Genomic DNA, 14,103 nt, shown 5'->3' with positions numbered 1-14,103 from the left:
CCACACGGAGACGAAAATGTCGCATGACAACGTAAAATAATCATTTCGTGTCATTCCCGCCGGGCGGGAATGACCTCTAATTATGCGCAGGAGGCCGTACTCCAGCAAGGGAGTACGGGCCTAAGAGGAGGATTTAAGAGGATAATTCGTGCGTTTTGTTCGCCGGAACACGGTTATTCAGAACGTCATCCATCTGTTTGGCATCCAGTTCTTTCACCCATTTCGCCACCACCACCGTGGCAACGCCGTTACCCACCAGGTTAGTCAGCGCGCGGGCTTCGGACATAAAGCGGTCGATACCGAGGATCAGCGCCAGGCCAGCCACCGGTAAATGCCCGACGGCCGAGATGGTCGCCGCCAGCACGATGAAGCCGCTGCCGGTCACCCCTGCCGCCCCTTTCGAGGAGAGCAGCAGCACCACCAGCAGGGTGATCTGATGGAAAATATCCATATGGCTGTTGGTCGCCTGGGCGATAAAGACTGCGGCCATCGTCAGATAGATAGAGGTGCCATCGAGGTTGAACGAATAGCCGGTCGGGATCACCAGGCCCACCACCGATTTGCGGCAGCCCAGCTTCTCCATCTTGTCGAGCATTCTCGGCAGCGCCGATTCTGATGAGGAGGTCCCCAGCACAATCAGCAGCTCTTCCCGGATATAGCGGATAAATTTGAAGATGCTGAAGCCGGTGGCCCGGGCGATGCTCCCCAGCACCACCACCACGAACAGGATACAAGTGATATAGAAGCAGATAATCAGCTGCCCCAGCTGCACCAGGGTGCCGACGCCATATTTACCGATGGTAAAGGCCATGGCTCCGAAGGCGCCGATCGGCGCCAGGCGCATGATCATATTGATAATGCCGAAGATAACCTGGGAGAAGCTTTCAATGACGTTGAAAATCAGCTGGCCCTTGCTGCCCAGACGGTGCAGGGCAAAACCAAACAGGACGGCGAACAGCAGAACCTGCAGAATGTTGCCGCTGGCGAAGGCGCCAATGACGCTGCCCGGGATCACATCCAGTAAAAAGGCCACGACCCCTTGATCTTTAGCCTGCTCAGCGTACACCGCCACCGCTTTCGCATCGAGCGTCGACGGGTCGACGTTCATCCCGGCGCCCGGCTGCACCACGTTGACGATAATCAGACCGATAATCAGCGCGATGGTGCTGACAACTTCGAAATAGAGCAACGCCACCGCCCCGGTACGGCCAACGGCTTTCATGCTTTCCATCCCGGCGATCCCCGTCACGACGGTACAGAAGATAACCGGAGCAATCACCATTTTAATCAGCTTAACGAAGGCGTCGCCAAAGGGTTTCATTTGCGCGCCCAGTTCCGGGTAAAAATGGCCCAGCAGAATACCGATCGCTATGGCCGTCAGCACCTGGACATAGAGGCTTTTAAAGATAGAGGTTTTCATAGGGTGTCCTTTGGGAATAACCACAGAGCAAGAAGGGATATTTGACGTCTGTGGCTTAAAAATAACACCCTGGAAACATTTCAGAAATAACTAACGCCGAAAGTGCAACGCAATTGTTAAAATCTTTGAGCTGACTCGCACAAGTCAACAAAACATTTACAAATTTGCATCCTCCCGGGCCGGGGAGAGATAGCGCGCGCTGAATGCCTCCTGCGGCAAAGCGCAACCGAACAGATGGCCCTGGAGCACCTCGACGCCGGCGGCTTGCAACCAGCGGCGCTGGGCGTCGTTCTCCACCCCTTCCGCCACGATACGCAGCGACAGGCCGCGCGCGAGCTGGATCATCGCCGGCACCATGCTGACATCCTCCGGCAGCATATCGATGAATACTTTATCGATTTTCAGAATATCCACCGGCAGAGCTTTCATCTGCTGCAGCTGGTGCAACCCGGCATAACCCATGCCAAAATCATCCAGCGCAATCTGTACCCCGGCCTCGCGCAGCGGTCGCAACCGCGCCATCACATCCTGCGGATCGTCCATCCGGCAGCTCTCCGTCACCTCGAGGATGAGGGTGCCCGGGGCGATGCGGTAGCGGGCGATCAGCTTTAGCATCTCCTCGCCGCGGTCGTGTTCCAGCAGCTGGAGCAGGGAAACATTGACCGACAGCGGCAGCATAATCCCCTGGCTTTGCCAGGCCGCCAGCTGGCGGCAGGCCTCTTCCATCACCCAGTAGCCGACCGGGATAATCAGCCCGCAGGACTCAATGCGCTCAATCAGCGACGGCGGTAGCGACCAGCTGCCATCCGCCTGCCGCTGGCGCAGCAGTACCTCGGCGCCGCAGATCTCGCCGCTGGCGCAGGCCACCTGCGGCTGCAGCCAGATCGCGAACTGCTGGTTATCGAGCGCGGTCATAATGTCGTGCTCTTCCATCAGGCGGCGCTGAGCCTTTTCCATCTGCTCGGGATCGAAGAACTCGATCTGGTTTTTGCCTTTACGTCGTGCAGTGACGGCGGCCGACACCGCGCGCCGGTAAAACTGCTCGGCGCTGAGCCCGGCGTGGAACATGGCTATCCCGACGCTGGCGTAGGGGCGCAGCTGCAGCCCATGCAGCGGTAAACGCTCATTAATAATAGTGAGCACTTGCTTACTTAACGTTACCGCCTGCCACGGTTCGGCGAGGCCATCGGCGAGAATCGCGAAGTCATACCCGCTCACCTGAGCCAGCACCATCTGCGGCGGGATCGCGGCCCGCAGCTTCTCCACCAGCGTCAGGAGCAGCATTTCGCGCTGACTCTCCTTGAGGACCCCGGCAGCGTCCTGCAGGGTTTCACAGGCGACGACGATCAGCGCGGCGCTCTGCGGGCGGGCCACCGTCTGCTCCAGCATCGCCAGCAAAAAGGCTTTATTCGGCAGCTCGGAGACCGGGAAGCGGGTCGACTGGATGGACAGCTCATCATGCTGGCGGACCAGGCTCTGCTGGTTGCGGTTATAGCTACGCACCAGCATACCGATCTCGTCGTCATGGTGCAGGCGCGGGAGGGTCAGCTGATGGCCAAGACGCTCCTGCTGGGAGAGATCGTTCAGCTCGCGGGCGATACGCCGCAGAGGGCGAACCATCAGCCGGTTGATGCACCAGGTGAGCGCCACCGTCAGCATCAGCACCAGAAGTAAGTAAGCAGTCACTAACGTAGCAAGGGCGCTCATGACGAATTTATACATGCGATAGGAGTCGGCCTGCAGCACCAGATAGGCCAGCGGCTGCGGGTTGGCCGGCCGCTCCAGCGAATAAATGGGCAGCGAAATCTGCACCGGCAGTTCAAACAGCCGGGTGACGGTTACCGGCACCGGCCGCTCGGGGATAAATCGCATCCGCAGCGCCTGGAACTGGTTCGGCAATACCACATCCGCCCGGCTGACGATGCCAGCAGGCTGGATACGGCTTAAAATGGCTTCCGCTTCCGGAATATCGGCTTTCAGAATAGCCGCAGACAGCGGTTCGCGAACGGATCGCGCGATACTTTCTAACTGCGTGGCCGTGGTAAAGCGACTCTGTTGCACAAAGTGAAACAGCAAAATAGTGCAAAAAACCAATACAAAGGCCATGGACACGCTCGCGACCATCGCCATCTGTTTGATTGTAAGTGAACGGCTGACGCGCAACGGTGTTCTCCACTGATACTGAATACATACCCGGTATCAATCCTTCAATCCCGGTCGTTTCAGGCTGATTATATACTTAAATCCTTCGCCCACGCCCGCGAGGGATGAAGTGACGGGATATTTCCGCGCGGTGGCGCGGACGCCGGGATACATCCCCGACGGCCAACGGTGGGCAACGCCTCACGAGTATACGCGAAGCGCGTCGCGGAGTGGCGCTCTGTAACGTAATTCAGCCTATTCTGCTACCAGTCGGCGTAGGGCACCAGCGGCTGGGGCGGCATATCCAGATCCCCCTGCCAGCCGGCCGCCGAGTAGCGGACGTAAAGCAGCGCATGGCTCGGGGTGTAATCCTTCGCCTGCTGAATATCGACCGCGGCGCCGACGAACCAGTTGCTGGTCACCCGCCGCTCCACTAGCGCTCTGGCGGTGTAACCGAATCCATGGCTGCTGCTTCCCTCCTCCGTCAGCTCGCTGGCGCGCTGCCGGTAGTCGGACGGGATCAGGTTCAGCAGCGGATAGCGGGCTTGCGTCTGGGTGCGCGAATGGGACCATGACACCGACCCGCCGAGCTCCCAGGACCAGTTCTCGGTGCGCTGACGCCAGGTCACCGGCACGGCGAACGAGAGATACTCCTGTGGGCTGTAATAGCCGCCCTGGCCGAGGGTGTAGCCGCTGAGATCTTTGTCGTAGTGCCAGATCATATTGTTGAGGCCGACGGTGACGCGACGATTATTCTCGTTGATGACCTTGTAGTAGTACCCGGTCATCCAGCGCACGCGCCAGTTATCCGCCACGTTTTTACCGGTCAGCGAGTCGGCGCCCAGCGAGGACCAGATGCCGTGAGCATCCCCGCGATCGTAGCTCAGGCTCAGGCCGCCGCCGTCGGCGCGGACGCCGCCCCAGGTGGCGCCGGTATGGCTGCTGCTGTCCTTCTGCCCGCCAAAGGAGAGCAGCGAGCTGGAGATAGGCCGCCGGTGGACGTTGACCGTGTACCCCACCGGCCCGACGTCGCTGCTGTAGCTCAGCCCCCCCACCACATCGACGACATTGAAGCCCATCGGCGTGGTGCCGATATCCCCGCTCCAGGTGTCATTCTTCCAGCCGACCGCCACGCTGGCCCCGCTGTCGGTCTGATTTTTACTGCCGCTGGTACAGGCGATCTCCCCGCAGGTGCCCCAGCTGGGCGAGTAGCTCCCGTCGCTGTGGGTGGAAAAGCTGCCGGCATCCATATTGACCAGGTCGGTGCGGAAGAACATCCGGCCATCCGCCAGCGGAGCATCCACCTGCAGCATGGTGGTATGCGCCTTCAGGTCGGAATAGCCGCCGGTGCCGCTGGAACCCCAGAAGTCATGTTCCAGGGTGACGTTCAGATCCTGCTGCCGATAAAGGTCGGCGGCATCGCTGCGGATCCCACGCTTCAGCCAGTCATCATGGCTGTCGTTGCGCGTCAGCCGCGTAAAAGTATCGTTATCCTGCGGCTGCGCGGGGGTAATGCCGGAGGCCACCATCGCTTCCCGGTAGTGCGTCAGCGCCTGCTGCGGCGCCCCGCTCTGGGTGGCAAAGCGCGCGGCATCGCGCAGCACCAGCGCGCTCTCCATCGAGGGCGGCTGCGCCTTCGCCTGCGGCACAATCTGATTAAAAATCCGTTGCGCGTCAGCGGTATCGCCAAGGCCAGCTCGCGCCAGCGCCACCCGCCGCTGCATGTTCATGGATTCGGTCTCTGCGCCTTTCAGCTGCATGACCTGCGCCCGGGCGGCCGGTTTATCGCCCTCCGCCAGGTAGACTTCCGCAAGGCCGAGGCGCGCATCGCCGTTGTCGGCCTCCTGACGCAGCACCCGCTGATAGTCGGCAATCGCCGTCTGGCTGTCGCCGCGCTGCTGCGCCCAGTCGGCCAGCGTCAGATCATAGCGCACCGAGGCGGGCTGCCGTTTGATGAGGGCGATCGCCTGCGCTTCGTCGCCGCTGTCGCGCAGCTGGTTGGCCTGGCGCAGCACCCGGTCGCTTTGCAGGCGCGCTTCGAGTTCACGAATGTTATCCGTCCACGCGCTGCGCGGCAGAGCGGCGATTTGCGCCAGAGCCAGATCGTCCTGGTCGTTCCCCGACAGGTAGAGTCCCGAGGCGTAGACCCGTTCGGCGTCCTGCGGCTGGCGGTTGACCATCGTCCGCATCAGCGCGTCGGCCTCCTGGCGTTCGCCGGCGCTGACCAGATCCCGCGCCAAACGGTAGGTTATCCAGACGCTGTCCGGATCCAGCGCCAGGCGCCGACGCTGAACTTCCGCCGCCTGCGCCCAGTTGCCCTGGCTCTCCAGAGCCTGCGCCTGTTTCTCCAGCCGGTCGTTAGTCAGGCTGCGCTCAATATCATCGATACTGCGCCGCTGAGCGGGGGGGAGGCCGGCGATCCAGGCGCTGGCTTTCTCCGGCGATTCGGCGCGATAGAGGTTGGCCAGGCCGCGCACCGCCAGGTTATTGCCGCGATCCAGGCGCAACGCCTGCTGATAATAGCGCTCCGCCGCCGCCGCCTCTTTGCGCGCCGCCGCGACATCCCCCAGCCCCAGCACGGCATAGCTGTCGGTGCGATCGACCCGCTGCGCCTGGGCATAATAGTTCTGCGCCTGCGAAAGCTGGCCGGCTTTCAGGGCGTTATCCCCCTGCTTTATCAGCAGCCAGTAGCGGTTAGTTTGCAGCAGGCTGTCCCACTTGCCGCGGTTCGGGCTGTCAGGGTCCATGGCAATCGCTTTACTGAGCTGCGCCACTGCCCGCGCGCGGTCGCCGCGCTGGGAATAGGCCTGGCCGAGAGCGCCCACCGCGTCGCTGTCGCGGCTGTCGGCCTGAACGGCTTTCTGCAGATCCGCGACCGCCTGCGTGGTATTCCCGGACCTGACCGCCGCCAGCCCTTCCGAGCGGGCGCGGAAAGTCGGATCCTGCAGCTGCGCCTGCTGTTGGTCGAGCAGAACGCGGGCGTTCGCCGCCACCGAGCCGGTGGGAAACTGCAGAAGAAATTGCTGCAACGCCTGCACGCTGGCCTTGCTCACCGGCATGCTTTTCACCTCACTGAACCACATATCGGCGGCGATACCGCGTCCCGAGGCCGATCGGGCCATCTCCGCCAGATAGGCGAACCCCTCCTGCGGTTTGTTATCGGCGAACATCTGCTTCGCCAGCGAAGTCAGCAGGCTGACGTTGCCCGGCGCGCTGGCGTTCAGTTTTTTCAACTGGCTGACGCCTTCGCTATGGCGGGCCGGCAGGCGCGCCACCAGCGTCCAGTATTCAATGGCGACGTCAACGTCATCCGGCACCCCGCCGTACAGTTTTTCATAGGCGGCGATGGCTTCATCGACCTTCCCGGCCACGCCCAGCAGTCGCGCCTGCTGCAGCGCCTGGCGGCCCTCGCCGGTGTTGCTTTTCATCTCATTGCGCGACGCCTTCAGCTCCGGGGAGTCCGGCGCCAGCTTCGTCAGTCGTTCCAGCTCTTTTTGCGCCCCGGCGGCATCCCCCTGACGCAGCAGATAGCGCATCCGCGCGGCAATCAGCTCCGGGTTGTTGGGATCAATCAGCTCCAGACGGTACAGCGACTGGCGCACCAGGTCTTCACGATTGCTGGCCTCGCCGAGGCGGACCTGCTCCAGCAGATGCTCCTGGGCAGGCGTCGTCGCCGCCTGCGCTAACGGCAGCAGCGCAACGCCGAGGGACAGCGTGAGTAAACTTAGTGTGAGCTTGCGCATTCCTGGTTCCAGTCAGGTTGTAATTCGCCACTCGCCGTGAAACGAAAACGGTGTTGATCCCAACCCTGGCCGAACAGCGTCAGAACTGCGCTGTAGTAGGCATCCGCGCCGGGATAGTTATCGGCGACGCGCTGGCGTTGCACCGACCGGGCCTCGTCGTCCTGTAAAAACGGCAGCATTGCCGCGGAGAAGCCCACTGGCCCCTGACCGCTGGTTTTGCCGGTGGCGATATTCACTTTCTCCGGGGGTATCCCCTGCTTCGTGGTCTGCGCCGCCATCGGCGTGAAGCGTTGCAGCAGACGCGCTTTCTGCTTATCGCCATCATGGAGCATGCCCACCCACAGGTAGACGCGAATCGCGTCATAGCTGCCGATCGGCGGCTTTTCGGTTTTCAGCTGCCAGCCTTTCCCTTTCTCATAGCGCACCCAGTCCGGGGTAAAGCCTTTCGGCGCGGTCTCCAGCAGCAGGCGCAGGTTACTATCGCGCAGAGCGGGCCACGGCGCGCCAAAACGCACAAAGTAGGTGGCCAGCTGCGGCGGAAGATAGCTGGGGTTAAACCGCCAGCCGCTGTCATCGGCAAAACCGACTTTTCCCGGCAGCAGCATCGTGCCGAGGCCCGGCACCGCCACCGTCTCTTCAGCGACAATCCGCGCCAGCAGGGCTTTTCCGGTCTCGGTGTACTGCGGCTGTTGCCACAGGCGCCCCGCCTCCAGCAGCGCCCAGGCTATCCACAGATCCGAGTCGGACGCCGAGTTGCTGTCCAGCAGGGTCCACTGCTCATCGTCCTTTTTGCCCCACAGCCAGCCCGGCAAATGTTGTTTCAGATCGCCTTCCGCCAGGTTGTTCTGCGTCCAGGTCAGCAGTTTGTCGAACCCCGCGCGATCGTTGGCCGCCAGGGCGAAAAACAGGCCATAGCTCTGCCCTTCGGAGGTGGAGATTTTGCGCGCATCGCTGGGGTCAATCACCCGTCCCTCGGGGCTGACGTACGCTTGTTTAAACTGCTCCCAGGCGGGCCACTGGCAGGCGGCGCCCACCTGGCCCGCCGCCAGCAGCAGCGCCGAGAGCACCGCGCCACAAAGTACTTTCATCATGGTTTACTCATCATCCAGGCTAAGACGGCGGCGGCTGATGATGCGCAGCATGCGCCACAGCACCCATGCCAGCAGCACAATGCTGATGGCGGCGAAGATCGCCAGCAGTATCGGGTGGTTAGACAGCGCGAACCAGATGCGCTCGAACCAGGGCAGATGACCCACGTAGTAAATATCCCCCACCCGCAGGCTGTTGACGCCGGATTCGCGGATCACCGCCACCGAGCCAAACATCGCTGCCCGCTTACCGCTGTCGTTGAGGGCGTTGGTCAGCAGTTCATTTCCGCGCGGGCTGTCGGCCAGCAGGGCCACCACGCTGCGCTGATCGTTATACGGCGACTGGAAGCCAATCACCGCCGCCATCGGCCCGGAAGAGGTAATGTCGGTGCGGGTATTGGGCGTGCGGGCCTCATCGTCGGGATAAATGCTCGCCAGGTCATAGTGGCGCATCGGCATTTTCACCCAGCTTTTGGTCGCCTCGACCAGCAGGTTGATTTTGGTGTCGTCCTTGAGCGACGACGGGATCGCGCCGATCAGCAGCAGATCCGCATCTTTGTTCTTGATCTGGTTGCCATCGTCGGTCATTTGCAGATTAATCGCCGCCAGACCGGTCTGCGAACCGATGCCCCCCAGCGCCTGCAGCAGCGTCGCCACCTGGCCCTGGGTCGGCGCCTTCGGCACCACCACCAGCGTGTCGGAAAGGTCCGCCATACGGCTGTAAGGGAAGCCCGCATTGGCGAAGACGCGCAGGTCCGGCAAGGCGATAAAGTGATAATACTTCGAGAAGTCGATGGTCGAATCGTCGCCGATCACCACGTGGTTCTGCACCGGCTGGAAGGTAATACAGTTGTCGATGGAGCCGCCGGGCATCGGGTTCATATACTGGAAGTCAAAGCGCAGCTGGTTGACCGCCCCAAGACGCAGCGCGGGGATGGTGACCTCCGATTTGCCGTCCAGCAGCCCCTGCAGCACCGGCAGGCGCAGGATCAGTTTGTTCACGTCCTGGGAGCTGTTAAGGCTGAACGACTGCAGGAACTGGTCGTTGAGGCTGATATCCATCCGCGAGCTGTCCTTCACCGGCGGCATGGTGTAGCGGTATTTCAGATCCATATCGATGCCGTTGGCCCGCAGCAGATAGAGATCCGGCGGCAGGTTAAGCGCCACGGTGATGGCATCCGGCACCAGGCCGCTGGACTGCAGCTGTTGCTCATAGGTTTTCAGCTCAGCAAAGGTAACCGAACGGTCGGTGCGCACCCAGTTCGGCGCGTCGTAAGGCTGACGCGGCTGCAGGGTTTTGATGCCGTCCACGGTGACGCTGCTGCCGCGGAACAGAATATTGCCCTGAGCAATCCCCTTCGCCGCCAGCAGCAGGTCGTTATCATCGCGGCCGAAAATCACCAGCAGCTTGACGTAGGGATCGTTCGGGTTGTCGATCATTTCGATGGTCGGCGCCTTGACCGGCGGATGATCGCGCAGGAAGTCCGGACGCTTGTCGTTGGTGGCGAAGACAATGGCGTTACGATCCGGCAGTTCATTGAAATAGACCGGGAACTGCTGGCCGCGCCAGCCGGCCTTGCTGCCGAACCAGGAGGCGACTATCGCCGCCGCCTGCTGCTGGGTGACCGCTGGCGAGCCCGGGAAAATCATCGGCAGCTTCAGCGGGCGGTTATCGCGCGGATCGTAGAACGGCACCGGGAAGTGTGACAGATCGTTATTTACCTTCAGCGACTGGTAGGTGAGATCCAGATAGCTTTCGCGTCCGACGTCCAGCCACAGCGTGCTGCTGGCCGGGTTTTCGCAGACGTCGCGGTAGTGGCCGACAAACTCCAGCCGTACGCGGTTGAAGTCGGTGATGTACAGCGGGTCAATCGGCAGCTGCGCGCGGATCTTTTTCCCCAGCTGCTCTTTGGTGACGGGCAGGACGCCCATCAGCTCATCGTTAAGATAGACCTTCAACTGCGACTGCACGGGCAGCAGCGAGGGCGATGGGGTGTATTCCAGATTGAGCAGCGCGTTGGCGACCAGCTCATCGCTGCGCATGCCGAATTCGACCGACGCGTCAGGCCGTGAGCCGCGCAGCACGATGCTGCCGGGCGGCGGCGCGATGGTGGCAAAGCTCAGCTTCACCTCCCGCTGCGGCACGTTCTCGGCCACCGCCGCCGGAGCGGTCGGTTCGGCGAGGGTCGCCGTCGGCTCGCCCACCACGATCGGCGCAGCCGGGGTCGCGGCCTGCGGCTGAACGCCAGGGGCAGCGTTCGCCACCGCGGCCGGCGCCGCGTAAGAGGCCAGTGGATACCAGCTGCACATGCCCACCGCTACTGCACACATCCAGGAAAGTTTTCTTTTCATCGCATTATCATCATTGTTGAGCCATTGCCGGGTCTGCGGAGAGCGTCGGCGCGGCGCGTTCAGGGCGTCGGGGTACAAACGACGCTATCCAGGCCACCAGCGAAGTGAGCGCGCGGAAAACCACCTTCACCGACGGCGGCGAAAACTCCGCCAGGTGACGATAGCCACGGAAGCCCAGCTTGAGGATATCCAGCAGGCTTTCCATCGGCTTATCTTCCGGGAAGCTATCCTGCCAAAGCGCCCACGTATCAGCGCGGGCAAACGTACACTGCACAAAATCGATATGCTGCTGGTTGGTTAACGGCAGCAGCTGGAGCCCCACTTCGCTGCCGTTGACCCGCGCGACCCTGACCGGGAAGGCATACTCCTGCTGTCCCCGTTTGAGCAGCAGCCTGGCGTTCTGGCCTTCCAGCACCTGCGCGTCGCCGTTAATTTTGATCCCCAGTCCGCCGTCGGAATAGTCGTGGACGGTGCAGGAGAACAGGTGACCATCTTCGCGGGCGATAGCCGCCGGCATGCTCATTTCGACACGGTGCGAACGGCGAACCTGCTTGCTTTCAACCGAGACCGCCACCGCGCCGCCAAGAATAATCAGGTTGTAGAATACCCAGACAATACTCACCCAGACGGTGAGGATTTCATTTTCCGGGCCGTACATGAAGCGCCAGATCCCCACCGCGACGCCGACCAGATTGAGCAGCACCAGGTAGATATAGGGCCGGGAGATCACCCAGTCGACATACTCCTCTTCCACCAGCCCGCCCTTCGCGGTGACGTTGAACTTGCCTTTATGCGGGTTGATCAGCGCCACAAAAGTGGGCGGCGCGATATACCAGGCCAGCACCGTCTCGTAAATTTCACTCCAGAACGAATGGCGATATTTGCCCTGAATCTTCGAGTTGGTCAGGCTGGCGTGGATCATGTGCGGCAACACGAATAGCGCGATCATCAGCGCTGGCGCATAAATGATATAGGCATGGAGCAGCAAAAAGGCCAGCGGCGCCGTGAGGAAGATGAGGCGCGGAATACCGGAGAGAAAGTGAAGCATGGCGTTGGCGTAGCAGACGCGCTGCACCAGCTTCAGGCCTTTGCCAAACAGCGGATTATCGAGGCGGAATATCTGCACCATCCCGCGCGCCCAGCGGATGCGCTGGCCGATATGCGCGGATAAACTCTCCGTCGCCAGCCCCGCCGCCTGCGGAATACGCATATAGGCGGAGGTATATCCCCGCCGGTGCAGACGCAGCGAGGTGTGGGCATCTTCGGTCACCGTTTCGACGGCTATCCCGCCAATTTCATCCAGCGGGCCGCGGCGGATAACGGCGCAGGAGCCGCAGAAGAAGGTGGCGTCCCACATGTCGTTCCCGTCCTGCACCAGGCCGTAGAATAGCGTCCCTTCGTTCGGCGTTTTGCGAAAACGACCAAGGTTGCGCTCAAAGGGATCGGGCGAGAAGAAGTGGTGCGGGGTCTGCATCATCGCCAGCTCTTTCTCTTTCAGAAACCAGCCCATAGTCATCTGCAGAAACGAGCGCGTCGGCACATGGTCGCAGTCAAAGATCGAGACGAACTCCCCTTTGGCATATTTCAGCGCATTATTGATGTTGCCGGCCTTGGCGTGTTCGTGGCTGGTACGGGCGATATAGTGCACCCCAACATCTTTGGCAAACTGGCGAAACGCTTCCCGTCCGCCGTCGTCGAGGATCCAGATGTTCAGCTTGTCCTTCGGCCAGTCGATGCCCTGCGAGGCGTAAATGGTGTTTTTCACCACGTTGAGATCTTCGTTATAGGTGGGGACGAAGATGTCCACGGTTGGCCACAAATCCATGTCCTCCGGCAGCGGCACCGGCTGGCGATTCAGCGGCCAGACCACCTGGAAGTAGCCCAGCACCAGCACCACCCAGGCGTAGGTCTCTGCGAACAGCAGAATGATCCCGCACACCAGACTTACCGGGTCGTTCCAGTTCAGCGTCGAGGTATAGCGCCACCAGATATAGCGGCACGACACCGTCAGCGACAGCACGATCAGCATCAGCGCCGAGAAACGGCCCGGGATTCGTCGCACCAGCAGCGCCACGCCCCACAGCAGCATCAGGAAGATAAACTGCGACAGCGGGTTAAAGGGCTGCGTAATACACATCAGCGCCAGCACCAGCGAGCAGAAGGTCACCCCCCCAAGGATCGCCCGGCGCAGTTTAGGATTGAGGTGCGCCAGCTCTTTCTGTTTATCCAGATGGCCGGTGCGGGCGTTCATCTGCTCAGGCAATTTTTCCATCCACTGCGTATAGCGACCGTGCACCCCTTCCAGCGCCGCCAGCGAACGCCAGTTGACCTTTTTCTCCGGCTCCGGCACGCGCGTCGTCAGTAACCACAGGGATTGCAGCAGGTAGCGCAGCGGATCCAGCGGACGCGGGCGATGCGGATTTATGTGGGGAAAATAGGTTTCATGGCGGGCCAGAATCGCCTGCCAGCGCGGCGTCTCCAGCGGCATCAGCGCCCAGACCAGCGACGCCCACAGACAGCCAAGCGACGCCGACAGCCACGAAGCGCCGTGCTGCCGATAGTCATCATAGCGCGCACGCAGCCGCTCCCCCACCGGCGGGGCCAGCAGCAGCGTACTGAGGCGGATCATGCCGCTCTCCCGGCGGAATAGTGGATCAGGCACCAGTTCGCCAGGGTCAGCACCTCTTCCGCCGCCAGCGAATCCTGACGATACTCCCCGAGAGGTTGTTTCGCCGCCAGGCACTCGGCCATCGCCTCATCGCGGTGAATCGTCACCGGCAGGATGCGCGGCTGGCTCTCCAGCCACAGCTGGTAGAGATCTTCCTGCAGCTGGCTGCCGACCCGCAGATCGTTAATCAGAATATCGCCGTTGGCCGGGAGGGGCTGCTGGTGTAGACGGATATGGCTATTGGCGTCGGGATGAACCACCACCAGCGAGCGATCGCAAAGCGTCAGCAGCTCGCGAGTCAACGGCGAATAACCCGCCGGCAGATCCAGCAGCAGCCAGCGGTACTGGCCCTGTAGCTGCTGTACTGCCTCCGCTATCGCCCCCAGGGTGGGCTGCAGCTGGTCGACATTTTCTCTTTCGCCGGCGCTGAGCTGGCCAAACGGCAGTAGATCGATATGCTGCGTATAGCGCAAGCCCGCGTCACGCCAGTCCCGGCCGTCGAGCAGCGCCCGCGCCCAGCCGTCCTGATGATGGATATCGGTATTAAAGAAAAAGCGCAGCATATTATCCGGGCTGGCGTCGATCGCCAGCACGCTTTCACCGAGCAATTGCAGGGCCCAGGCGAGTGCAGCCGTAATGGACGTGACGCCAGTTCCCCCGCGCACGCCCTGTAATCCCAGAATAGCCATC

Annotated in this window: 7 protein-coding genes; all 7 read right to left on the bottom strand. The window is 61.6% G+C overall.

All coding sequences use genetic code 11. From position 1 onward, the window contains the following. Nucleotides 1-133 precede the first annotated feature (133 nt). The 7 genes from KB890_RS15575 to bcsQ all read right to left on the bottom strand — a co-directional run bounded on the left by KB890_RS15575 (nt 134) and on the right by bcsQ (nt 14,102). Nucleotides 134-1,420 carry a dicarboxylate/amino acid:cation symporter gene (locus KB890_RS15575; RefSeq protein WP_002921438.1) on the bottom strand — a complete coding sequence of 429 codons (1,287 nt, stop codon included), beginning with the start codon at nt 1,418-1,420 and terminating at the stop codon, nt 134-136. Nucleotides 1,421-1,576: 156 nt separating this feature from the next. Further along, a complete protein-coding gene (gene hmsP / locus KB890_RS15570) occupies nt 1,577-3,583 on the bottom strand; it encodes a biofilm formation regulator HmsP (RefSeq protein ID WP_020325158.1) in 2,007 nt (668 codons plus the stop codon). A 242-nt stretch (nt 3,584-3,825) separates the two neighbouring features. Further along, nucleotides 3,826-7,305, bottom strand: coding sequence for a cellulose synthase complex outer membrane protein BcsC (bcsC, locus tag KB890_RS15565; RefSeq protein ID WP_020325150.1), 3,480 nt, complete (start codon nt 7,303-7,305; stop codon nt 3,826-3,828). Next, nucleotides 7,287-8,396, bottom strand: a complete 1,110-nt coding sequence (gene bcsZ, locus KB890_RS15560) for a cellulose synthase complex periplasmic endoglucanase BcsZ (RefSeq protein ID WP_020806023.1) — start codon at nt 8,394-8,396, stop codon at nt 7,287-7,289. Before bcsZ ends, bcsC begins: the two co-directional genes overlap by 19 nt. A 3-nt stretch (nt 8,397-8,399) precedes the next feature. Continuing rightward, nucleotides 8,400-10,745: a cellulose biosynthesis cyclic di-GMP-binding regulatory protein BcsB gene (gene bcsB / locus KB890_RS15555; protein WP_009484214.1), complete on the bottom strand. Its 2,346-nt coding sequence runs from the start codon at nt 10,743-10,745 to the stop codon at nt 8,400-8,402. A gap of 10 nt (nt 10,746-10,755) precedes the next feature. Continuing rightward, nucleotides 10,756-13,374, bottom strand: coding sequence for a UDP-forming cellulose synthase catalytic subunit (gene bcsA, locus KB890_RS15550; RefSeq protein WP_020324209.1), 2,619 nt, complete (start codon nt 13,372-13,374; stop codon nt 10,756-10,758). Beyond that, complete coding sequence (gene bcsQ / locus KB890_RS15545) at nt 13,371-14,102, bottom strand: cellulose biosynthesis protein BcsQ (RefSeq protein WP_002921510.1); 732 nt, start codon at nt 14,100-14,102, stop codon at nt 13,371-13,373. Before bcsQ ends, bcsA begins: the two co-directional genes overlap by 4 nt. Nucleotide 14,103 lies beyond the last annotated feature (1 nt).

The sequence above is a fragment of the Klebsiella sp. P1954 genome, assembly GCF_018199955.1.
In the GTDB taxonomy this organism is placed as follows: domain Bacteria; phylum Pseudomonadota; class Gammaproteobacteria; order Enterobacterales; family Enterobacteriaceae; genus Klebsiella; species Klebsiella pneumoniae.
Note: the sequence above shows the minus strand (reverse complement) of the source record. Positions and strands in the feature narration are given on the sequence as shown.

Coding starts and splice junctions, on each gene's coding strand:
- KB890_RS15575 (WP_002921438.1), bottom strand. CDS start 1,420: ATGAAAACCTCTATCTTTAAAAGCCTCTATGTCCAGGTGCTGACGGCC.
- bcsC (WP_020325150.1), bottom strand. CDS start 7,305: ATGCGCAAGCTCACACTAAGTTTACTCACGCTGTCCCTCGGCGTTGCG.
- bcsZ (WP_020806023.1), bottom strand. CDS start 8,396: ATGATGAAAGTACTTTGTGGCGCGGTGCTCTCGGCGCTGCTGCTGGCG.
- bcsB (WP_009484214.1), bottom strand. CDS start 10,745: ATGAAAAGAAAACTTTCCTGGATGTGTGCAGTAGCGGTGGGCATGTGC.
- bcsA (WP_020324209.1), bottom strand. CDS start 13,374: ATGATCCGCCTCAGTACGCTGCTGCTGGCCCCGCCGGTGGGGGAGCGG.
- bcsQ (WP_002921510.1), bottom strand. CDS start 14,102: ATGGCTATTCTGGGATTACAGGGCGTGCGCGGGGGAACTGGCGTCACG.